The organism is Mesorhizobium sp. M1403 (assembly GCF_040317695.1).
In the GTDB taxonomy this organism is placed as follows: Bacteria; Pseudomonadota; Alphaproteobacteria; order Rhizobiales; family Rhizobiaceae; genus Mesorhizobium.
On sequence record NZ_JAMYKY010000001.1, the window covers coordinates 293,675 to 313,048 of the forward strand.

The 19,374-nt window shown below is 62.9% G+C and carries 23 protein-coding genes and 1 pseudogene; 14 read left to right on the forward strand and 10 right to left on the reverse strand.

What is annotated here, in order from left to right:
- Positions 1-343 precede the first annotated feature (343 nt).
- Positions 344-1,366, forward strand: coding sequence for an acyltransferase family protein (locus NKH01_RS01455; RefSeq protein WP_353018600.1), 1,023 nt, complete (start codon positions 344-346; stop codon positions 1,364-1,366).
- Positions 1,367-1,383: 17 nt separating this feature from the next.
- Here NKH01_RS01455 and NKH01_RS01460 read toward each other — a convergent pair whose 3' ends face one another.
- Both NKH01_RS01460 and NKH01_RS01465 read right to left on the reverse strand, forming a co-directional pair.
- Positions 1,384-1,881 (reverse strand): GNAT family N-acetyltransferase, encoded by a 498-nt coding sequence (locus NKH01_RS01460; protein ID WP_023720022.1) that lies wholly within the window; start codon positions 1,879-1,881, stop codon positions 1,384-1,386.
- 23 nt (positions 1,882-1,904) lie between these two features.
- Positions 1,905-2,669, reverse strand: coding sequence for a copper homeostasis protein CutC (locus NKH01_RS01465; protein ID WP_353018602.1), 765 nt, complete (start codon positions 2,667-2,669; stop codon positions 1,905-1,907).
- A gap of 226 nt (positions 2,670-2,895) precedes the next feature.
- Here NKH01_RS01465 and NKH01_RS01470 point away from each other — a divergent pair, with 226 nt between their 5' ends.
- A complete protein-coding gene (locus tag NKH01_RS01470; RefSeq protein ID WP_352844279.1) occupies positions 2,896-3,339 on the forward strand; it encodes an SRPBCC family protein in 444 nt (147 codons plus the stop codon).
- A 119-nt stretch (positions 3,340-3,458) separates the two neighbouring features.
- Entirely contained in the window at positions 3,459-3,914 is a 456-nt protein-coding gene (locus NKH01_RS01475) for a carboxymuconolactone decarboxylase family protein (protein WP_023720025.1), read from the forward strand.
- 27 nt (positions 3,915-3,941) lie between these two features.
- On the opposite strand, the gene NKH01_RS01480 is transcribed toward NKH01_RS01475, so the two are convergent.
- Positions 3,942-4,850, reverse strand: coding sequence for a LysR family transcriptional regulator (locus NKH01_RS01480; protein ID WP_353018605.1), 909 nt, complete (start codon positions 4,848-4,850; stop codon positions 3,942-3,944).
- Between the two features lie 127 nt (positions 4,851-4,977).
- Between NKH01_RS01480 and NKH01_RS01485 the strand changes: the two genes are divergently transcribed.
- The 4 genes from NKH01_RS01485 (at position 4,978) to NKH01_RS01500 (ending at position 7,651) form a co-directional block, all read left to right on the forward strand.
- The gene (locus tag NKH01_RS01485; RefSeq protein ID WP_353018607.1) at positions 4,978-5,481 is read left to right on the forward strand and encodes a nuclear transport factor 2 family protein; all 504 of its coding nucleotides are present in this window, start codon (positions 4,978-4,980) and stop codon (positions 5,479-5,481) included.
- Positions 5,482-5,540: 59 nt separating this feature from the next.
- Positions 5,541-6,524: an alpha/beta hydrolase gene (locus NKH01_RS01490; protein ID WP_353018609.1), complete on the forward strand. Its 984-nt coding sequence runs from the start codon at positions 5,541-5,543 to the stop codon at positions 6,522-6,524.
- A complete protein-coding gene (locus NKH01_RS01495) occupies positions 6,521-7,075 on the forward strand; it encodes a nuclear transport factor 2 family protein (RefSeq protein WP_352857574.1) in 555 nt (184 codons plus the stop codon). The genes NKH01_RS01490 and NKH01_RS01495 overlap by 4 nt, the downstream gene beginning before the upstream one ends.
- Before the next feature lie 129 nt (positions 7,076-7,204).
- Positions 7,205-7,651 (forward strand): nuclear transport factor 2 family protein, encoded by a 447-nt coding sequence (locus tag NKH01_RS01500; RefSeq protein WP_352857572.1) that lies wholly within the window; start codon positions 7,205-7,207, stop codon positions 7,649-7,651.
- Between the two features lie 55 nt (positions 7,652-7,706).
- Here the strand turns inward: NKH01_RS01500 and NKH01_RS01505 are convergent, their stop codons facing one another.
- Positions 7,707-8,138 (reverse strand): cupin domain-containing protein, encoded by a 432-nt coding sequence (locus tag NKH01_RS01505; protein WP_353018611.1) that lies wholly within the window; start codon positions 8,136-8,138, stop codon positions 7,707-7,709.
- A 70-nt stretch (positions 8,139-8,208) separates the two neighbouring features.
- Complete coding sequence (locus NKH01_RS01510) at positions 8,209-9,039, reverse strand: AraC family transcriptional regulator (protein WP_353018613.1); 831 nt, start codon at positions 9,037-9,039, stop codon at positions 8,209-8,211.
- 90 nt (positions 9,040-9,129) lie between these two features.
- Here NKH01_RS01510 and NKH01_RS01515 point away from each other — a divergent pair, with 90 nt between their 5' ends.
- Complete coding sequence (locus NKH01_RS01515) at positions 9,130-10,317, forward strand: amidohydrolase (RefSeq protein ID WP_353018614.1); 1,188 nt, start codon at positions 9,130-9,132, stop codon at positions 10,315-10,317.
- Between the two features lie 113 nt (positions 10,318-10,430).
- On the opposite strand, the gene NKH01_RS01520 is transcribed toward NKH01_RS01515, so the two are convergent.
- The 4 genes from NKH01_RS01520 to NKH01_RS01535 all read right to left on the reverse strand — a co-directional run bounded on the left by NKH01_RS01520 (position 10,431) and on the right by NKH01_RS01535 (position 14,642).
- Positions 10,431-12,653 carry a xanthine dehydrogenase family protein molybdopterin-binding subunit gene (locus tag NKH01_RS01520; protein WP_353018616.1) on the reverse strand — a complete coding sequence of 741 codons (2,223 nt, stop codon included), beginning with the start codon at positions 12,651-12,653 and terminating at the stop codon, positions 10,431-10,433.
- Positions 12,650-13,639, reverse strand: coding sequence for an FAD binding domain-containing protein (locus tag NKH01_RS01525; RefSeq protein WP_353018617.1), 990 nt, complete (start codon positions 13,637-13,639; stop codon positions 12,650-12,652). The genes NKH01_RS01520 and NKH01_RS01525 overlap by 4 nt, the downstream gene beginning before the upstream one ends.
- Positions 13,636-14,121, reverse strand: coding sequence for a (2Fe-2S)-binding protein (locus NKH01_RS01530; protein WP_353018618.1), 486 nt, complete (start codon positions 14,119-14,121; stop codon positions 13,636-13,638). The genes NKH01_RS01525 and NKH01_RS01530 overlap by 4 nt, the downstream gene beginning before the upstream one ends.
- Positions 14,122-14,387: 266 nt before the next feature.
- Complete coding sequence (locus tag NKH01_RS01535; RefSeq protein ID WP_353018619.1) at positions 14,388-14,642, reverse strand: hypothetical protein; 255 nt, start codon at positions 14,640-14,642, stop codon at positions 14,388-14,390.
- A 371-nt stretch (positions 14,643-15,013) separates the two neighbouring features.
- On the opposite strand from NKH01_RS01535, the gene NKH01_RS01540 reads away from it, so the two are divergent.
- The gene (locus NKH01_RS01540; protein WP_023720037.1) at positions 15,014-15,439 is read left to right on the forward strand and encodes a hypothetical protein; all 426 of its coding nucleotides are present in this window, start codon (positions 15,014-15,016) and stop codon (positions 15,437-15,439) included.
- A 596-nt stretch (positions 15,440-16,035) separates the two neighbouring features.
- Here NKH01_RS01540 and NKH01_RS01545 read toward each other — a convergent pair.
- A complete protein-coding gene (locus NKH01_RS01545; RefSeq protein WP_023720038.1) occupies positions 16,036-16,926 on the reverse strand; it encodes a LysR family transcriptional regulator in 891 nt (296 codons plus the stop codon).
- A gap of 103 nt (positions 16,927-17,029) precedes the next feature.
- On the opposite strand from NKH01_RS01545, the gene NKH01_RS01550 reads away from it, so the two are divergent.
- The 5 genes and pseudogenes from NKH01_RS01550 to NKH01_RS01570 all read left to right on the forward strand — a co-directional run bounded on the left by NKH01_RS01550 (position 17,030) and on the right by NKH01_RS01570 (position 19,192).
- Positions 17,030-17,893, forward strand: a complete 864-nt coding sequence (locus tag NKH01_RS01550; RefSeq protein ID WP_352495398.1) for an SDR family oxidoreductase — start codon at positions 17,030-17,032, stop codon at positions 17,891-17,893.
- A gap of 35 nt (positions 17,894-17,928) precedes the next feature.
- A pseudogene (locus NKH01_RS01555) lies at positions 17,929-18,006 on the forward strand (DUF1857 domain-containing protein); the annotation flags it as partial.
- 135 nt (positions 18,007-18,141) lie between these two features.
- Complete coding sequence (locus NKH01_RS01560) at positions 18,142-18,591, forward strand: hypothetical protein (protein WP_353018621.1); 450 nt, start codon at positions 18,142-18,144, stop codon at positions 18,589-18,591.
- A 171-nt stretch (positions 18,592-18,762) separates the two neighbouring features.
- Entirely contained in the window at positions 18,763-18,939 is a 177-nt protein-coding gene (locus NKH01_RS01565) for a hypothetical protein (RefSeq protein WP_353018624.1), read from the forward strand.
- A 4-nt stretch (positions 18,940-18,943) separates the two neighbouring features.
- Entirely contained in the window at positions 18,944-19,192 is a 249-nt protein-coding gene (locus NKH01_RS01570; RefSeq protein ID WP_353018625.1) for a DUF982 domain-containing protein, read from the forward strand.
- The last annotated feature ends 182 nt before the right edge of the window (positions 19,193-19,374 follow it).

Consider the following 19,374-nt stretch of genomic DNA (forward strand, 5'->3'; position numbering starts at 1 on the left):
CTGGCACATTCGGCCGATTTGGATCACCGGGCAAGGCATTGCATCTCAGATGAGCCACGCCCGCCGCGCGGCGCCGCGGAAATCGCTATAATTGTGCTTTAGCCGGCCAAGATGGCGATACACTATTTGGCAATAAGCTGGCCCTGCTCGCAGCGCCTGCCACCAACGCCTGAGACCACCGACCGTCGGTTTTGGGAAGGGGCCTTGACGGCCCTTTCTGTCCGTCCCCGTACTTCGGGCGTGTCGTTATCTCGCACTTGCACAAAGTTCTGGTGCGCTGCAATATAGCTGGAGGGAATGCGGCCTCCAGCCCGCCTTTCGCAGGTTCAATGAAGGGACCGGCATGACGGATATCTCCGCGACGCGTCTTGTCGTGTCCAGGCCTATTGCCGACAGCTCGGCAAGAACCAGGCTTGCCTATCTCGACGGCTGGCGCGGCCTGTCGATCGCGCTGGTGCTGATCGGCCATTTCTTCCCCGGTCCCGGCATCAATCTCGGCGTCTTGGGCGTCGAATTCTTCTTCGTGCTCAGCGGCCGGCTGATGGCCGAGATCCTGTTTGTCGAACACTATCCGCTGAAGAAATTCTTCAAGCGCCGGTTCTCCCGCATCTACCCGGCACTGATGGTTTTCGTCGTCGCCGCGATGGTTGCCTTGTCCGGCACATTCATCGCCTTCAAGTGGAAGGCGGCGCTGACGGCGCTGACGTTCACTTACAACTACGCCGGAATTCTCGTCACCCGCGCCGGCGCGCTCGACCATATCTGGTCGCTCTGCGTCGAAGAGCATGCCTATATCATCCTGGCGCTGATCAGCGTCGTCGTCTCGGGGCGGTCCCGGGTCATCGTGCTGCTCGGCGCATTGTCGGTGCTGGCCATGGCAAACGGCGCCATCTCCTACTGGGTGCTCGGAATAGGCTACGAGTCCACCTATTGGCGCACCGACGTGCACATCGCCTCGATCCTGCTGTCAGCGGTGATATGCCTGCTCAAGGCCGATGACAGGCTGCCGGCGCTGCTCAAGGGCCCGCATGCCGCCCTGGGGGCCGCTGTCGTGGCGGTTCTAGTGTTCATGGCTGCCGTGCCAACCCCGATCCACTATCTGGTCGCGGTGCCGCTGTTGGCCCTCGCCGTCAACTCGCTCGACTTCAGCAGCTGGTATCTGACCTGGTTTCTATCCTCCCGGCCGATGACGATGCTGGGGCTGTGGTCGTATTCGCTCTATCTTTGGCAGCAGCCCTTTTATCAATTCGTCGACATACAAGGCAGTTCGCCGTGGCTGATGTTGGCGGCGGCGTTCGCTTGCGCTCTGTGCAGCTACTACATCGTCGAAAAGCCGACCCGCTCCTGGCTGAACCGCAATTGGTAGGGCGAGGCGGCTGCCGTTCAGCCGGCGATCCGTCTTAGATAATACCGCACGGCTTTCTTGCCGCCGTGGATTACCGCGTCGCCCACTTCCATGAAGCCGAGTGCCGCGTGGAAGGCGTCCGAAGCCGGATTGGGTGGCTCGGCATTGACCTCGCAAGTGACGATCGCCTGGCCGGCGCGTGACGCCTGCTCGAACAGATCCTCGTACAGCCGGCGGGCATGACCCCGGCCGCGCGCATTGGCGCCGACCACGACGCGATCGACATAGACGAAGCGCGGATAGCGCTCGCGAAACCACAGGAAATTCGGGCTGTCGTAGCTTGCGTCCTGGTCGAAGGTCATGATGAAGGCTTCGAGTGCACCGATACGGCGCGCGTAAAACGCTTCGCCGAGCAGGAAGGAAAGGCGCTCAGGTTCGAGCCATGATAATTCCGCAGCGTGCTCGTTGTTGAGCGCGAGGATTGCGGGCTCATCCCGCGGCAAAACCAGCTCGATCGGCAATCGCGTTTCAATCATTTTCTTTCTTCTGTCTTCCAGGATCATGCCCGGGCAGCGGCGATGGTCGCCGCCACCAGTACCTCGTCGGTCACGGTGTTGCGGTATTCGCGGTCGAGGTCGGTGCCGCCCATTCCGACTTTCGGGTTGCGATAGCGCATGGCGCTCGGCACGTCCTTGAGCGCGGCGAAGTGCATTTCGCTCACTCCGGTTTTCCGCCGCACCTCGGCAATGTTCTGCGGGTCGAGCCCGCCGCAGCCGAGGATGATGATGCGGTCGCCAGCCTGCCTGACCAGATCGGCGAGCAGGTCCGCGCCCTCCAGCGCCGTGTCGCGCTGGCCGCTGGTCAGCACGCGACCGACTTTGCAGCGGATCAGCGCTTCCAGCGCCTCTGTCGGGTCGCGGGTCATGTCGAAGGCGCGGTGGCAGGTGACGTTCAAGCTCCCCGCTGCCTGCGCCAGTTCGCTCATGCGCTGCTCATCGATCGTGCCGTCGGCAGCGAGGCAGCCGATAACGACACCGGCCACGCTGAGCTCGGCAAGCGCTCGGACATCGGCGAGCATCGAACGATATTCGGCCTCGCTATAGAGAAAATCGCCGCCACGCGGCCGCACGATAACGTGGAACGGGATCGTCGCTAATTCAAGCGCCGTGCGCACGGTGCCGAAGCTCGGCGTGATACCGCCCTCGACCAAGCTGGCACAGAGCTCGACGCGGTCGGCACCGGCGGCTTGCGCGGCCAGCAGGCCGTCTATGCCTTCGACGCAGATCTCGATCAGCGGCAGGCGAGGGCGTTCGGTCTCGGTCATGAGAGTTCCGTTGATGATTTCAGCTGGCCAGCGGTAGCATCGGGCATGGTGCGATGAAAGCCGGAACTGTGGGCTCAATGTGCTTGCGGGCGCGCCTGCCATTCCGCCGCTTGACACATTCATAACTTAAGCGTTATACGTAACTCATAGCTGATGGGTTATTGGTTCTCATGGAGAGCGCGTTGTTGAATAGCCCAGCCAAACCGCAAACAACGGGTCCGAAGTCATGACTGAAGCAACCACAATCGAAACCAAATCCATTGTCGTCGAGCGTCTGATCCCGCATGCGGCTGAAAAGATATGGCGCGCACTGACGGTGCGGCATCTGGTTGCCGAATGGCTGATGGAGAACGACTTTGCGCCTGAGCAAGGCCATCGCTTTACCTTTCGCGCGACGCCGGTGCCTGGCTGGTCCGGCGTGACGAACTGCGAGGTGCTGAAGATCGAGCCGCCACGCCTGCTCGCCTACAGCTGGGGCGACGGCACCGAATCCGACAGCGGTCTGAAGACCGTGGTGACATGGTCGTTGACGCCCGAAGGTAAAGCGACGCGGGTGCGCATGGAGCATTCCGGGTTCCGGTCCGAGGACGAGCGCGGCTACATCGGCATGGGAAGCGGTTGGCCGCGCATTCTCGAGCGGCTTGAGCGGGTGACTGCCTCGCAAAGCTGAATATCCCGGCGCTCGCCTTGCCGCAACGCGGCGGCCGGCGAACTGACAGAACCAAGAAATATCGAGACCCCGGATGTTCGTCGTCCGGGCTTGAGAAAACACGCCCGAAGGAGACCACTATGCAAGCACGATTGAAAAACCCGGTGATGCTCATTCCTGGCGCCCTGCAGGCGCTGCTCGCGCTGGACAAGTCGACGGAAACGGCCGATCTGTCCTATGTGACGCGCAAGCTCGTCCATTTGCGCGCCAGCCAGATCAACGGATGCAGTGTCTGTATCGATATGCATGCACGCGAATTGAAGAAGGCCGGTGAAAAGGACGAGCGCGTCTTCACCGTGTCGGCCTGGCGGGAAACACCTTACTTCACCGACGCCGAGCGCGCCGCGCTGGCGCTGACCGAGGCGGCAACCCGGTTGGCCGACCGGCCGGATCCGGTGCCGGATGCGGTCTGGGATGAAGCCGCCCGGCACTATGACGAAAAGGCGCTTGCCGCACTGGTCGTCCAGATTGCCCTGATCAATGCATTCAACCGTCTCAACGCAACTACCAGACAGATGGTCGGCGCCTGGGGCTGAACGGGGCCGGGTTCTCGCAAAGCCACATCAGATCAGCAGCTTGTGAGAATTCGCGCGGACGAAGTCGATGAAGGTCCGCAGCTTCGGCGGTACCAGGCGGCGGCTGGGATAATAGAGGTGGAGCGGCTCGTAAGCGGGACAGAAAGGCTCCAGCACCTTGACCAGCGCGCCTGAGGCAAGAAGCGGCGCGGCGAGCCCCTCGACCGCGAAGGCGAGGCCAAGCCCTTGCGCGGCAGCAGTAATGCACAGCGGAAGCGTGTTCACGACCAGACATGCGCCCGGTGTGAAAGCGACTTCGCGTCCATCCACGGTGAACTCCCAGGGCGAAATCGCGCGGGTGCGGGTGAGGGCGAATGCGATGCAGCGATGGGCGGCGAGGTCGGCCGGCCGCTTCGGCGTACCGTTGCGCGCCAGATAGTCCGGGCTGCCCACCACGACCATCTGCAGGGGCCCGCCCAGGCGCGCGCCGATCATATCTTTCTCGAGAAGCTCGCCGATGCGCAGGCCGGCATCGAACCCCTCGGCGGCGATGTCGACGAAGCTGTCGTCGAAGATCAGATTGAGCCGCACTTCTGGATAAGCATCCATGAACGGCCGCATCAATGGTTCGATCAGCAGCGGGGCGGCGATCCAGGGCAGGCTGAGGCGCAGCGTGCCGGCAGGACGATCGCGGGTCTCGCGCAGCGCCGCACCAGCCGCCCAGATGTCTTCGGCTGCCGGGCGCACATGGTCGAGGTACTGGGCGCCTGCCTCGGTCAAGCCGACGCTGCGGGTCGTGCGGTTGAGCAGCCGCACCCCCAGGCGCTCCTCGAGCCCCTTGACGGCCTCGCTCAACGAGGCCGGAGCGACGCCGAGCTCGGCGGCGGCGTGGGTGAAGCTTTTGGCCTCCGCAACTTTTACGAAGGCGACGATGCCGCTGAATTGGTCGAGACGCATTGTAAGGATTTTCCAAATAGCCCTGTCGAACTCTACTGGTTTTTCCGGCGAACAAAAGCCGTCATGTTGGGTCCGAAGAACGGACCTCGCTGTTGCGATGGCCCGAACGGGCAAGGAGACAGGACCGATGACCAGGCTCGCTTCACTCGCCGCCGGCGCTCTGCTGGCGGTGTCTGCCGCCCCAGCGAACGGCGGCCCGTTGGAAGACAGGAACATCCAGCTCATCAAGGACTATTACGCAGCTTACGCGACCGGCAATCCTGAGGCCGTCCGGCCCTTCCTCGCGGCCGACATCGTGTGGCGCATTCCCGGCCATCATCCGCTCGCCGGCGACAAGCGTGGGCCGGATCAGGTGGTCGCCTTCTTCCGCGGACTGGCCGGCGGCAAATTCAAGGCCGAGCCGATCTTCTTCCAGGCGCAGGGCGACCTCGTCGTCGATGTCCATCGCGGCTGGTCGAATGTCGGCTCAGGTCCCGAGATCGACCAGCTCTATGCGCTGATGTTCCGCATCAAGGGCGGCAAGATCGCCGAGGCACAGAATTTTTTGACCGACATGTATCAGTCGGACGCCTTTTACTGGGCGCATTACCCGCTGAAGCCATTGCCCGGCCGACTGGCTGGCGAGCGCTGAGACGGCGGTCTTTCTTGCAACGCGCCGCGCTTCTCACTCCAAGCCAAAGGAGACTTGCGATGCTTAAAACCCTGACACTTGCTGCAGCAACCGCCGTGGCACTCGCCGCCTCCAATGCCGTCGCCGCACCGCGCGTCGAGCGCGTCACATTCTCCTCGCATGGTGAGCAACTCGTCGGCGAACTTTTTCTGCCCGACGATCTCGACGCGGCGCAACCTCGGCCCGCGCTGGTCGTGACCGGCGCCTGGATGACGGTAAAGGAACAGATGCCGGCCCGCTATGCCCGCGAGATGGCCGACCGCGGTTTCATCGCCTTGACCTTCGATTTTCGCGGCTGGGGCGAAAGCGGCGGCGAGCGCCGCCAGTACGAGGATCCTAACGCCAAGATCGCCGACATCGAAGCGGCGGTCGCCTATCTCGCGACCCGGCCCGAGACCGATCAGGACCGCATCGGCGGGCTCGGCATTTGCGCCAGCTCCGGCTACATGGTCACCGCTGCGGCCGAAAACGCCGCGATCAAGTCGGTCGCCCTCGTTGCGCCCTGGTTGCAGGATGCCGAAGTGGTCGAGCAGACCTATGGCGGCGGGGACGGTGTCGCCAGGCTCGAGGCCGCGAGCGATGCGGCCGAGGCGGAATATCGCCGCACCGGCAAACAGGCATTCCTGCCCGCTGCTAGCTTGACCGACGAGCGCGCGGTCATGTTCAAGGTGCCCTACTACACCGAACCCGATCGCGGCATGCTCCCGGCCTGGCGCAACGAGGCCGATCCCGCCTTCTGGCGCGGCTGGTTGAGGTTCGATGCAATCCAGGCTGCTCCGCGCCTGCACCAGCCTTTTCTGATGGTGCATAGCGAGGCGGCTGCCATTCCGCAGGGCGCGCACAAGTTCTACACGCGGCTGACCAGTTCCAGGCAGGAGCTGTGGCTAGACAATGTCACCCAGTTCGATTTCTACGATCGTGCCGCGCCGGTGAAGGCGGCGAGTGATGCCGTCGCCGCGCACTTCCGCGCGACGCTGGGCGGTGCAGGGGAGGCGGGACAATGAGCCTCGTCACTCGCCGGCATGTCCTGGCCTCGGCGGTTTCCGTTGCGATGATTTCCGCCGTCTCGGCGCCCGCCTCGAGCGCATCGGGAGATACGCTGACGGTCGAAGACAAGATCGCAATCGCCGAGGCAGTTGCCGGGATCGGCCTCTATGCCGATCTGCGTGAGTGGAACCGGGTCAGATCCTATCTCGCGGCCCGTGTCACGACCGACTATACCAGCCTCTTCGGCGGCGAGGTCACGACCAGCGGCCGCGACTCCCTGATCGCCCAATGGCAAGCGCTGCTGCCGGGCTTCGACGCCACCCAGCACCTCATCACCAACGTCATTGTCGAAGGCGCGGATAAGCATGCGGTTGCACGCAGCCATGTCCGCGCGACCCACTGGATCGGTTCCCGGTTCTGGACGGTCGGCGGCAGCTATCTACATCGGCTGGTGCGGACGTCGGAAGGTTGGCGCGTCAAGGCAATCTCCATCCGCCGCTTGTACGAAGAGGGAGATCGCGCCGTGCTGGCCGCCGCTGCCGACCGGGTGAAGGCGGAGGCCAAATGAGTGTTCGGATTTGCGCATGCCCGGTCGCGCGGCGAGGTTGCTCGGAGCAACGGCAACGTGAATATTGATCGAATGTCGGGGCAGGCTTGGCGCATGCGGCATTAGTGCCGCCAACCGCGGAGACAGGACATGACCCTTTCACTGCAGGAGGTTTCGGATCGCCTTGAGATCGAACAGCTGCTTGCCCGCTATTGCTACGCGGTGGACGATCGCGACTGGGAAGCCTATCGGAAAATATTCACGCCCGACGCCGCGCTTGACGACACTGTAACAGGTGGAATCAGGAGCGGTGTGGGTGAGCATGTTGCTTATATGAAAGGCGCCCTATCGAAGATATTGATCTCGCAGCACGCCATTTCGACAATCCTTCTTGATCTCCGAGGGGATGAGGCCAGCGCGCGCGTGCATTGTTCATGCCCGATGGTGGTCGACCTCGGCGAAGGCAAAAGGCAGGTCTTCTTCCAAGGGCTCTGGTATCGCGACCGCGTCGTACGCACGTCCGAGGGCTGGCGCATAAGTGAACTTGTCGAGGAGGGCTATTGGAATCACAATTTGCCGGAGGGGTTCACGTTCTGACGTCTGTTACGCGCTGTGCTGGATTCGCCACGGACGCTGTTTTCAGACGTGGCAGCTACTGGCGCAACACCGTGTTCTTGGTGCCTTCTTCGACCTGGTCGATAACCAGCAGCTTGACCGGTTCGGCGCCGACATTGGTCGCCTGATGCCATTGCCCGATCATCTCGATGATGAAATCACCCGTTTGATAGGTGTTGCTCTTGCCGGTCTCGACATTGGTGACCTGAAGCGTGCCGGCCTCGACATAGGCGTAACGCGGAAACGGATGCTTGTGGACCGGCAAGGTGGCGCCCGGCGCGATCTGATAGGCCGAGACCAGGACCTGCACGTCCTTCTGCGGCAGCGTGATCGGCTGGCCGGACGCCGTCTCGGTGCGAGAGGCAAGCGGGGTCACGACAACCGGCGTCCCGCTGGCGTCCAGCGCCTGGGCGTTGTTTGCAAACAGTGCAGCCGCGAGCAGCAGCGTCGGCGCCAAGATTATTCGCATGATTCCCCCCGAGCTGCGTCAGCATTGCGCAGCACGCATTGGCGCGCAAGCTTGTCTGTTGAGGAGCGCCTTATCCAGCTCTTCTAAACATGCCCGGCGTCATGCCATGCATGGCCCGGAACGTACGGGAGAGATGGCTCTGGTCGGCGAAACCTGCCGCGATAGCGGCGTCGGCGAGGCCAAATCCCTGTTCGATCAGCGCGCTCGCCCGGCGCAATCGCCGGTCGCGGATATAGGCCACCGGCGTCAGGCCGATCGCCTTGTTGAAGTCGCGGATGACCTGGAACCGGGTCACGCCACCCGCACCGGCAAGCCGCTTGAGGTCGAGCTGCGAGCCGAGCTCGCTTTCGACAAGGTCGCGATAGAGCGAAAACCTCCGCTGCGATCCGGAGCTTTCGACCTCCTCGGCCTGTCCGCTCGAGTCGCCATGCCGAACGATCAGCCGTCGCAGCGCCACGAGCAGGGACGTCTCGGCCGTCATTATGTCTGGGGATGTCGAGCCCTGGTGTGCTGCCGTCAACGCTGCGGCGAGATTGTTGTCTTCGATAGTCGCGCGCGAAAACACCGGAGCGCCGTGCCAGCCGAGTTCGCGGGCAAGTGCGGTCATCAGCGGCACCGAGGGATAAAACGTCCGGTATGCCCAGCCTTCGTCCGCCCCGCGTTCGCCGTCATGCCACTCCTCTGGATTGACGACGGCAATGGCGCCTGCCGGAGCAAGAACGCTTTGACGGCCGATGCGAATACGCTCGCAGCCGGAGGTAATCAGGGCGATCACATAGGTCGGGTGCGTGTGCAAGTCGTAGCGGTGCCGGGTGAAGCGCGCTTCGAACAGGCCAAGGTCGGGGAAGCACGGATGGCGCCAGTATTTCCCGGTCTCCGCCGCTTGGTTTGTCTTTGCCATAGTCAATCCGGTTCAAGACGCTTTTCGTCGGGCCTTCTATGGCTGGCAGGACCAAACCGCGCCGCCTTTGCCGGGGTGAAAGGAGGCATCATGTTGCACAATGACCCCATCGCCGCGCTGACACCAGAGGTCATAGGCTGGCGGCACCATATCCATGCCAATCCGGAGCTCGGATTCAATGAATACGAAACGGCGCGTTTCGTTGCAGAGAAACTGCGCTCCTTCGGCCTCGACGAGGTGCATGAAGGGATCGGCGGCACCGGGGTCGTCGGTGTCCTGCGCAGCGGTGGCGGCACACGCGCCATCGGCCTTCGCGCCGAGCTCGACGCGCTTCCGGTGCTGGAGAAAACCGGCTTGCTCTATGCTTCGAGGAGAGAGGGCGTGATGCATGCCTGCGGCCATGACGGCCACACCGCCATGCTGCTCGGCGCTGCCAAATTGCTCAGCGAGTCGCGCACCTTCGACGGCACCGTCACTTTCATCTTCCAGCCGGCCGAGGAAAACGAAGGCGGCAGCATGCGCATGATCGAGGACGGCCTGTTCAGGCGCTTTCCGGTCGAGGCGGTCTATGCGGTCCACAACTGGCCGGGCGTCAGGCTGGGGACGATCGCGGCCCGTGCTGGTGCGCAGATGGCGGCCGTCGACAATTTCGAGCTGACTTTCGAGGGTCTTGGCGCGCATGCCGCGATGCCGCAGCTCGGCGATGACCCGATCCTGGCAGCGGGCGCCTTCGTGCAAGCCGTCCAGCGCATCGTCAGCCGCACGGTCGACCCGCAGAGCGCGCTTGTCGTCAGCATCACGCAGATCCATGGCGGCAATGTCGGCAACATCGTGCCGGGCAAGGTCTGGCTGCAAGGCACCTGCCGCTTCTTCGAGCCCGGTCTTTCCGACCATTGCGAGAGGCTGATCGGCGAGATCGCACAAGGCATTGCCGCCGCGCATTCGCTCAAGGCACGCGTCGACTACAGGAAGGGCTACCCGCCGCTGATCAACACCGTGGACGCGACGACCCACGCCGTCGAGGCTGCCGCCTCCGTCGTCGGCCGGGAGAATGTCTTGACAGAGTTCAGCCCCAGTCTCGGCTGTGAGGATTTCGCATTCATGATCCGCGACGCCGGTGGCTGCTACGCGTGGATCGGCGCCGGCGAGGTCGGCCCGGGCGAAGGCCTGCACGGCGACCGCTACGTCTTCAACGACGAGATCGTGCCGACGGTGATGCGCTACTACGTCAACCTCGTCGAGCAGACGCTTGCCGGCAAAGTATCTGAGCTGAAATGAAGACGTCGGCCTGGGGGCCGCAGGTATTTCCCAAGTCTCGGCAAGCTTTGCAGAGGAGATAATCGACTACGTCAGAGACCCGCTATCGCAGGGCAATAGCGGGCCTAGTCCTTCTACAGCAGTTTTTCCGGCGTGATCGGCAGCTCCCGGATCCGCTTGCCTGTAGCGTCGAAGACGGCATTGGCAACCGCTGCGGCAACGCCGGTGGCGCCGAGCTCGCCGATGCCCTTGCCGCCAATCGGGCTGGCATGCTCGTCCACTTCGTCGACGAAGTGGATAATGATGTCGCCGGGAATGTCGGCGTTGACCGGAATGGCAACCCCTGAAAGGTTCTTCGACAGGAACCGCCCGAGCACCGGTTCGTGCCTGCTCTGCTCCATCGCCGCCATGCCCCAGCCCCAGATGATGCCGCCCGTCATCTGGCTGCGTGCGGTGCGGGGATTGACGATGCGGCCGGCGCTGTAGCTGCCGACGGCGCGACGAAGCCTGAGCAGGCCGAGCCCCGGATCGACGCCGACCTCCATGAAAATCGCGCCGAAAGTGCGCATGGCGAGGCCTTTGCCATGCTGCGCCGGATTGAACGAGCCGGAGCCGATGATCTCGCCGATGTCGGTATGACTCATCACGTCGGCGATCGTCTGACCGCGGGCAGCGCCTTTGCGGCGAATATGGCCGTTTTGCATCTCGACCTCGTCGGGTAGCAGATTGGCAAGACGGGCAAGCTGCGAACGTGCATCTTCGGCGGCTGCGAGCACCGCCGCGCCCACCCCCATGGTCGACGATGAGCCATAGGTCGGACCCGCCTCCGGCAGCTGCGTATCGCCCATTTCCAACTCGATCCTCTCCATCGGCAGGCCCAGCACGTCGGCTGCGATCTGCGGAAAGATAGTGAGTGTTCCGGTCCCTATATCCTGGGTGCCGGTGCGGATGAGCACCGTGCCGTCCCTGTGCAACCTGACCTCGGCTGCAGGCGTCGGGTTGCGGAAACAGCCCATGCTGCAGGTCGCCATGCCGTAGCCGATCAGCCAATCGCCATCGCGTTGCGGCTTGCGCGGGCGCTCGCGCCAGCCGAACAGGCGGGCGCCTTCCTCATAGGCCTCGCGCAGCTTCTTCGACGACCAGGGCTGGCCGGTGGCCGGATCCGTGTCCGCATGGTTGATCAGACGCAGGTCGAGCGGATCGATGCCGAGGCGGTGGGCGAGCTCGTCCATCGCGCTTTCGAGGGCCCAGGTGCCGGGACCCTCGACCGGCGCGCGCAGCGCCGTCGGCATGGCGACGTTCGCGCGCTCGACGCGCTGGCTGAGACGCATGGCCGGCGTGGCGTAGAGACCCTTCGAGGCTTCGGTGGCGAACTCGACGAAATCGTCGGTGACGGTGGTCAGGTTGACCACGTCCTGTTGCACGGCGGTCAGCTTGCCCGACTTGTCCGCCGCCAGCACGATCTTCTGTGCCATGCGCGGCTGATAGCCGAGACAGGAATAGGCATTGGCGCGGCTGAGCGCCAGCCTGACCGGGCGCTGCATGATGCGCGCCGCGGCGGCGGCCAGCACCTGATGCGGCCAGATCCAGCCCTTGCCGCCGAAGCCGCCGCCGGTATGGCGGGAAATCACGCGGACCTTCTCGGCCGGGACATTCATGCGGGCCGCAACCACCTGGCGGACACCGTAGACGTGCTGCGTGGCGTCGTGCAGCGTCAGCTCTCCGTCGTTCCACTCGGCGAGCGTCGCCGAGGGCTCCATGGCGTTGTGATGGCGCGACGGCTGCAGGTAGACGGCTTCGACCATGGCGGCTGCGTTGCTAAGCCCGCGGTCGACCTCGCCCTTCGTAAACGTCGGCTCCAGGAACAGAAAGCCGCTCTCCCTCGGCACGACCGCAGCCTTGTCGATTGCGGTCCATTCGGGTGGTGCCGGCAATTCCGGCTCGGCGAACTCGTAGCGCAACGAGACGCGGCGGGCGCCGGCTTCCGCCGCCTCCAGTGTCTCGCCCAGCACAATTGCAAGCGGCTGGCCCTCGTGACGTATCTCGTCGCTCTGCATGGGCATGAAGCTCTGCGCCGCCGGCGGACCTTCGGCGTGCTGCGTCTGCGTATCCGGCTCGGCCCTTGGCGATGCGAACCGGCCGAATTTGGGCATGTCCTCATGCGTGAGCACGCGCACGACGCCTTCCTCGGCGAGCGCGTCGTCGACCATGATCGACGTCACGCGGCCGGCGGGAACGGGCGCGGTCACCAGCACTGCATAGAGCAGGTCGGGGGCAAAGTAGTCGGCCGCATAGCGGGCGCGGCCGGTAACCTTGACGCCGCCGTCAGGGCGGGCAACAGGCTGGGTGATCATCATGACGGCATCCTCGCTGCTCTTTCGATCGCCCGCAAAGCGGCGGTCTTGGCCAGTTCGATCTTGTAGGCGTTCTGCGACAAGGGACGCGCTTCGGCGAAGGATTGCTCGATAGCGGTGCTCAATGCCTCGCGATCGCCGATTTCGGCACCGGCGAGCTGGTCCTCGGCGGCGCTCAGCCGCCACGGCCGCAGCGCGACGGACCCCAGCGCCACGGCAGCCCGACGAATGGTCCGGCCGTCCATCTCCAGCACCGCGGCGGCGGAGACGATGGCATATTCGTAGGATTCGCGCTCGCGCACCTTGAGGTAGGCCGATCGCGGCGCCGGTGCCGGCAGCTCGATTGCCGTGATCAGTTCGCCTTGCTGCAACACATTGTCTGCCTCGGGCCGCGTGTCGGGAAGCAGGTGGAATTCGGCTGCCGGAATGCGCCGGCCGCCGCTGCGGTGCGCGGTGACGATGACCGCATCAAGTGCTGCCAGCGCCACCGCCGGGTCGGATGGCTGGGTGGCGACGCAATCCTCGGTCCAGCCGAATATCGCGTGATTGTCGTTGATGCCATGCAATGCGGAGCAACCGGAGCCGAGCTGACGTTTGTTGCACGGCAACTGCTCTTCGGCACGGAAATAGGCACAGCGCGTCTTCTGCAGCAGATTGCCGCCGATCGTTGCGAGGTTTCTCAGTTGCGGCGACGCCGCGTTGAGGATCGCCTGGCTCAACACCGGATAATCGCGCATGACCAGCGCATGCTGTGCGACATCGTTGAGATGCGTCAGCGCGCCGATCTTCAAGCCGCCGCCGGGCAGTGCCTCGACCTGATCCAGCCCGTCGAGGCGGGAGATATCGATGATCCGCGTCGGCTCGGCAATGCCAAGGCGCAGCCAGTTGAGCAATTCGGTGCCGCCGGCGAGAAAGGCGCTGTCCGGCGCCGCACCTGCCGCGATCGTTTCGCCCAGGCTATCGGCACGCGCATAGACGAATGGGGTCATTGGCTCGCCCTCCCGGCCGCTGCACGCACCGCCTCGACGATTTGCGGATAGGCCGAGCAGCGGCACAGATTGCCGCTCATCCATTCGCGGATCTCCGCGTCGGAGCCGGTATGTCCCTCCTCGATCAGCGCCGCCGCCGACATCACCTGCCCGGGCGTGCAGAATCCGCACTGGAAACCATCATGATCGATGAACGCCTGCTGCACGGGATGAAGCGCATCGCCGTCCGCCAGGCCCTCGATCGTCGTGACCTCGCGTCCCTGGGCGGACACGGCCAGTATCATGCAGGCATTCACACGCCGTCCGTCGAGATGCACGGTGCAGGCGCCGCACTCGCCGAAATTGCATCCCTTTTTCGTTCCGGTCAGATGAAGCCGCTCGCGCAACAGGTCGAGCAGCGTGACGCGGGGATCGAGATCGGAAAGGCTGTGGTCCTCGCCGTTCACCCGCAATCGCAGTAGGTGCCGATCGTGGAAGTCCATTGGGGGTACCTCGAAGCACATGCCGTCCTAGTCGCAGGGACTCGTCCAGCAATCAGCCGCCCACCTGTCGAGGCGAAATAGGGCGGTCGATTTCGGGGGAAAGGCACTGCCGGTCACGGAAGGCGAAAAACGTTTGGGACCCCGCACGGGATGGGCTGAGAATGCCGCGCCGCAAAAAGTGCACCGTCACCGTAATTCGTGGCCGCCTGTGTATCCTGCTGGCCACCTGTGCTGCATTCAAGTTAGTGAAACACGCAATCAACGAGCTAAAAGATTGATATGATGCCAGGGTTAACCGTTTCGTAGCCTAGGCGCGGCTCAGACTTGTTTTTGGGGATTGCGCCGGAGACAGTTCCGGTTGAACGGTAATCCACCTCTGTCTTCTTCTTTTTCTTGATCGTGCCTGACAAATCGGCACAGAGTTGCGTTGTCCCTTTTCTGGCTACCACCTTTTTCTCGTGCGCAACGGCGGCGGTGGATCCGGCAATCACAATTGCCGCGCACACGATAGCCAATCTCATCGAATTTCCTCCCCCAAGCGCCGGCCTAAGCCGCGGTCGATCTACCGACGCTGGGGCCGAAGCTCAGGTCGGCATCTTGGCCGAAGCGCATTATCACCGAGCCGATTGGCTCTGGCGCGTTATCAGCCTCTTTCAGGTAAAGCGTCTTCCTTCATTTGAGTGAAATCGAGCGATGGTTTCCCTTCGAACGCAGAATTACGGTGACAGTGCGCTTTCGCTACATTGGCCCGCTGCGGGCCTCAGCTGGGTTAACCAGCTTCCTGGGCGGAGCATGGGCCTGCTCAATTGTGTTTTGACTATTTGGCTGCACGGGCGCGTAAAATATCCGGTTCGCCCAGTTGTGGGCGGACTAACTCAGGGAGGATAATGTTATGAAGATGAATCGACGTAATGCTCTCGCCCTTGGTGCCACCTCGTTGTCGACCCCGCTATTGGTTGCATTGCCGACTCCGGCAGCGGCCAAGACCTACGGTCCGACTGATGGCAAAGAGATTTTTCCCGGCGTTCGGCTCGTCGAACTGGGAACACGAGACTCCCATATCAAGGGGTACAAGAAAATCGCGATGGAAGACGTCGTGTATCAGCCAAAGGGATCTAGCCCGCTGGGGGATGTCATGGCCGACGACATGGTCTGCACGGTCACTGAAGGCGAGCTGCAGGTCACGGCCGGGGATATGCAGTTCACAGCCAAGGAAGGCGATGTATGGAGCTGCGGCAAGGGTAGCACGAAGGAGGCTGCTACGAACAACGGGACAGTGGTCGCCGTGATGCGGGTGATTAACCTCAAGGCTGAATAAAGCCAAGTTGGCGATCGTGGGCGCAATCCGCGCCCGGGTGGAATCTTGCGGGTTAGCGATCTAACCGGCCAGCGCCATTCCAGTGCCAACGCCGATGGCAGGCCCCATTAGAAGCTTCCCGGCCAGATCGATGGCCAAGACGCGGATGGCTCCCCAAACGTCTGCGCGGGGGCCTTATCGCGCTGGCAAGATCGTCAAACGTCTTTTCCATTCCTGGAGTCTAGATCAACACCGGGAATCTCTGAATTCACCTGTTTGTTGTCCGCTAATTCAGCATGTCAACGCAGCGGCTTCTTGCGCTTCGGCGGCCTGTACTTCTCGACCAGCCTGACCTTATCAATATCGCAAGCATCATTCGAACGAACACTTTTCGTCCACGAGGAGGGAAGGGAATGCGGTCGGTGGCGCTCTCAATACCTACACATAGCCGGCCGTCAGCAGTGGTGACGATGGCACAGTTCGCGGAGCCGGTTGCCGTTAAAAAATGTCGCGTTCGCGGAAGATATTTCGGATAACGCACCCACCTAGAAAGCACGGCAACTGCTTTCCTTGTGCCTCGCATAAGGCCTCAGCTGGGTTAACCAGCTCCCTGCGCGTCATTTGCCGATATAGGCGGCCAGCTCGTCAGGCGTCCCCATGGGAAAGGCCTGTTTCAGATGGTCGAGGAATGCGGAGACGCGGGCGCTCAGCAGCCGCCGAGAGGGATAGAGCGTCCACAGGGCGATGTCGGGTCGATCGAGATCCCCCCAATGTACCAGTGTTCCGTCCGCCAGATCATGGCTCACCAGCGACACAGGTAGGCGCGCCGCGCCGACGCCCGCTCGTACCGCATCCCGGACCATGATGAGTGACGACAGCGCAAGGACCGGCTCGATCGCGATTGTTGACCGGCCAGTGGGCGTCTTCACGTCCCAAGCCCCTCGATCGGCTGTCGAACGCATGACGGCCGGGGTCGCCAGACCGTCCGCCGGCCGGGCGAGGTGAGGACTTGCCACGACCACCAGTCGATCACGCAGAAAGGCTCGCCCAACGAGGCTCTCATCCGGATCCGGATTGACCCGGATCACCAGGTCAAATCCCTCTTCGATCATGTCGACGGCGCGGTCTTCGGTCGTGACCTCGAGCCTTACCTCCGGGTATTTCAGGGCGAAGCCGGCAGCGATCTTCCCCATCGCGGTCTGTGAGAACAGCACTGGGGCGCTGATCCGCAACCTGCCTCGCGGCCTTTCGCCGCCTGAGGCGATCGCGGCCGCTGTCTCTTCGAGCTCGGAAAGCAACCGGCCCGTGCGCTCGAAAAGCGCACGTCCTTCTTCCGTCAGCTTCAACGCGCGGGCGCCACGCTCGAACAGCCGTAGATCCAGACTGGCCTCCAGCTCCGCCACGCGTCGGGACAAGGTTGCCTTCGGGCGCCCGGCAGCGCGGGCGGCCTTACCGAAGCCCCCGTGGCGGGCGACCAGATTGAAATCGGCAAGGGCAAGTAGATCCATATGTTCCACCAATGAGACGGCGTGTCCAAATATAACGCCTACCGACACAAATGTGGATCACTAATTTCTGAGCAGCCATCCGGCTCAACTCAGGAGTAACCCCATGACCATTCTCGTTACCGGCGCGACCGGCAATGTCGGCCGCAACGTAGTCGAACAGCTCGTGAAGCGTGGCGCCCATGTGCGCGCTTTGGTTCGCGATCCCTCCAAGGCCAATTTCGCCGCTGGCGTAGATGTCGTGCAGGGCGACCTGCTCGATGTCGATTCCCTACGCAAGGCCTTCTCCGGCGTCTCCACCCTTTTCCTGCTGAACGCGGTGGTGGCCGACGAATACACCCAGGCGCTGGTAGCGCTGGCCGTTGCCCGCGAGGCCGGCATCGAGCGGATCGTCTACCTGTCGGTGATCCACAGCGACCTCTACGTCAACGTGCCGCATTTTGCGGGCAAGTTCGGCGTCGAGCGGATGATCGAGCAGATGGGGCTCAACGCCACCATCCTGCGGCCCGCCTACTTCATGAACAACGACATCACAATCAAGGACGTGGTGACCGGCTACGGCATCTATCCTATGCCGATAGGAGCCAAGGGCGTCGCCATGATCGACGCGCGGGACATCGGCGAGATCGCCGCGATCGAACTCATCCGCCGCGAGCAGGCCGCCGCGCCGCTCCCGTTCGACCGCATCAACCTGGTCGGCCCCGACACGCTGACCGGCGCGGATGTCGCGGCCATCTGGACGGACGTCCTCGGACGCCAGATCACGTATCCGGGCGACGACACCGCCGGCTTCGAGCAGAACCTGCGGCAGTTCATGCCGAGCTGGATGGCGCTCGACATGCGCCTGATGGCGGAGCGCTTCCTCACGGACGGCATGGTCCCCGATGCCGGCGATGTCGATCGGCTGACCGCGCTGCTGGGCCGGCCGTTGCGCTCCTATCGCGACTATGCGGCCGCAATTGCCGGCTGAGCCCCATCATCGACCTTCTGTCCAGGAGACACATCATGATTTACTCGACCGTTACCGTTCCGGTGAATCCCGAGGGCGAGACCAGGCTGACCCGTGCGCAGATATGGCAGGGCTGACACAAACGCTGAATAGCGGCGAACCCAAAGGCTCCCAACGCAACGTACCCCGACTACGCGCGTTCTAGTGAATGGGAGGGCGCCATAGCCGATCTGACGGGGGTGGCCTGATGACAAATCGGAGCAACAGGGATGGCAAAGTTTAAAGAAGCCCTTGAGCGCGGGAAGGAAGCTCGCCGTCAGCAGGAGCAGCCCGTCGGCGGCGCGGAGATGGGGAAGCGAGATGCCCCCATGGCGGACTTCAGCGAGCAAGCAAAGGCTTGGCTAAACGACGTCGTGATTGCATCGCTGGAGGCGGCCAAGGCTGACGTGGCAGGCGAGGTGGCTGTCGACATAGACACCGCGCCACGCCGGCAGGTCAAAGCTTTAGCCCCGTCGATTCGTTTCCAGATCTACAGGAAGCGAGAATTGGAGAAGGCGCCTAGAAGAACCTTTACGGTCAACGTTAAGGTGAGCGGGGCGGTGGCCGTATCCTCGCCGGGGATGGTGACCAAAGATGTGGGAAACATAGGGGATAAGTCCGACCTACGGGTCCGCACCTTAATAGCCGAACTGATCGAGGACGCTGCCAAGGGTACATAGTAAGGCTGTGCCCGCCGGCGCCGTAAGGGAAACGGAGGGGTACGGGGGTCTTCGCGCGAGCCAATTATCCGATCACCGGCTCGGATTTTTGTACCAAACATTCCCGGCCCCTTCTAAGGAACAAATCCGCTCGCGGTGGAGTTCGGTCCTATTAAGCATGTAGGCCCGAACGTGGTCGAAATTGACGCAGCCAAACGGAAGGTTATTGCCGAAGTTGTGCGGCGGTGGATCACTTCAGAGGTAATCCGCAATTACCTTCGCAACCTGCTAAATCTGCCTGTAGAACGGGAGCTGCCGGCTGAGCAAACGCATTTGCTGCAGGAACTTGATCGGGCCGACAAAGAGTGACTGCATGGCGCTCCATTGGTTCTCCCCGCCGGTCCCTGTCGGGACCGAGGGTAGCGGTTCGACGCGGAAGGTTAGCAACGCTGAAGCAGCCGCTGAGGAACTCCTGAAGTGGACCAGCCATGGCCTTCTGTGGAACCTCGCGGTGCACGTATGCGTCGCTGTGATTGCCGACGAGATGGAGCCTGAGGAGTGCCGCAAGGCATTCTTGGCGGCTGCCAAGGAAGAGGGGTTGGTGCTATGCTCGTCTGATTAGGGCCGAATGTGCCAGTTACCCGAGCCCGGTTCCCAAACATTCCTGATCCCTAATGCAACCATTCCCTGATCTCCGAGTTGCGCGACAGGCGGGGAACCTCGGCCGACATGACAAAGCGCGACAAAGCTGGGCATAAAGTCCCTTGCAGACGCCGTTCGGGAGTTGATCGGAACCGAAGACAA

Bases quoted from the DNA above. Each gene is read 5' to 3' on its own strand.
- NKH01_RS01455 (WP_353018600.1), top strand. From the start codon at position 344: ATGACGGATATCTCCGCGACGCGTCTTGTCGTGTCCAGGCCTATTGCC.
- NKH01_RS01460 (WP_023720022.1), bottom strand. From the start codon at position 1,881: ATGATTGAAACGCGATTGCCGATCGAGCTGGTTTTGCCGCGGGATGAG.
- NKH01_RS01465 (WP_353018602.1), bottom strand. From the start codon at position 2,669: ATGACCGAGACCGAACGCCCTCGCCTGCCGCTGATCGAGATCTGCGTC.
- NKH01_RS01470 (WP_352844279.1), top strand. From the start codon at position 2,896: ATGACTGAAGCAACCACAATCGAAACCAAATCCATTGTCGTCGAGCGT.
- NKH01_RS01475 (WP_023720025.1), top strand. From the start codon at position 3,459: ATGCAAGCACGATTGAAAAACCCGGTGATGCTCATTCCTGGCGCCCTG.
- NKH01_RS01480 (WP_353018605.1), bottom strand. From the start codon at position 4,850: ATGCGTCTCGACCAATTCAGCGGCATCGTCGCCTTCGTAAAAGTTGCG.
- NKH01_RS01485 (WP_353018607.1), top strand. From the start codon at position 4,978: ATGACCAGGCTCGCTTCACTCGCCGCCGGCGCTCTGCTGGCGGTGTCT.
- NKH01_RS01490 (WP_353018609.1), top strand. From the start codon at position 5,541: ATGCTTAAAACCCTGACACTTGCTGCAGCAACCGCCGTGGCACTCGCC.
- NKH01_RS01495 (WP_352857574.1), top strand. From the start codon at position 6,521: ATGAGCCTCGTCACTCGCCGGCATGTCCTGGCCTCGGCGGTTTCCGTT.
- NKH01_RS01500 (WP_352857572.1), top strand. From the start codon at position 7,205: ATGACCCTTTCACTGCAGGAGGTTTCGGATCGCCTTGAGATCGAACAG.
- NKH01_RS01505 (WP_353018611.1), bottom strand. From the start codon at position 8,138: ATGCGAATAATCTTGGCGCCGACGCTGCTGCTCGCGGCTGCACTGTTT.
- NKH01_RS01510 (WP_353018613.1), bottom strand. From the start codon at position 9,039: ATGGCAAAGACAAACCAAGCGGCGGAGACCGGGAAATACTGGCGCCAT.
- NKH01_RS01515 (WP_353018614.1), top strand. From the start codon at position 9,130: ATGTTGCACAATGACCCCATCGCCGCGCTGACACCAGAGGTCATAGGC.
- NKH01_RS01520 (WP_353018616.1), bottom strand. From the start codon at position 12,653: ATGATGATCACCCAGCCTGTTGCCCGCCCTGACGGCGGCGTCAAGGTT.
- NKH01_RS01525 (WP_353018617.1), bottom strand. From the start codon at position 13,639: ATGACCCCATTCGTCTATGCGCGTGCCGATAGCCTGGGCGAAACGATC.
- NKH01_RS01530 (WP_353018618.1), bottom strand. From the start codon at position 14,121: ATGGACTTCCACGATCGGCACCTACTGCGATTGCGGGTGAACGGCGAG.
- NKH01_RS01535 (WP_353018619.1), bottom strand. From the start codon at position 14,642: ATGAGATTGGCTATCGTGTGCGCGGCAATTGTGATTGCCGGATCCACC.
- NKH01_RS01540 (WP_023720037.1), top strand. From the start codon at position 15,014: ATGAAGATGAATCGACGTAATGCTCTCGCCCTTGGTGCCACCTCGTTG.
- NKH01_RS01545 (WP_023720038.1), bottom strand. From the start codon at position 16,926: ATGGATCTACTTGCCCTTGCCGATTTCAATCTGGTCGCCCGCCACGGG.
- NKH01_RS01550 (WP_352495398.1), top strand. From the start codon at position 17,030: ATGACCATTCTCGTTACCGGCGCGACCGGCAATGTCGGCCGCAACGTA.
- NKH01_RS01560 (WP_353018621.1), top strand. From the start codon at position 18,142: ATGGCAAAGTTTAAAGAAGCCCTTGAGCGCGGGAAGGAAGCTCGCCGT.
- NKH01_RS01570 (WP_353018625.1), top strand. From the start codon at position 18,944: ATGGCGCTCCATTGGTTCTCCCCGCCGGTCCCTGTCGGGACCGAGGGT.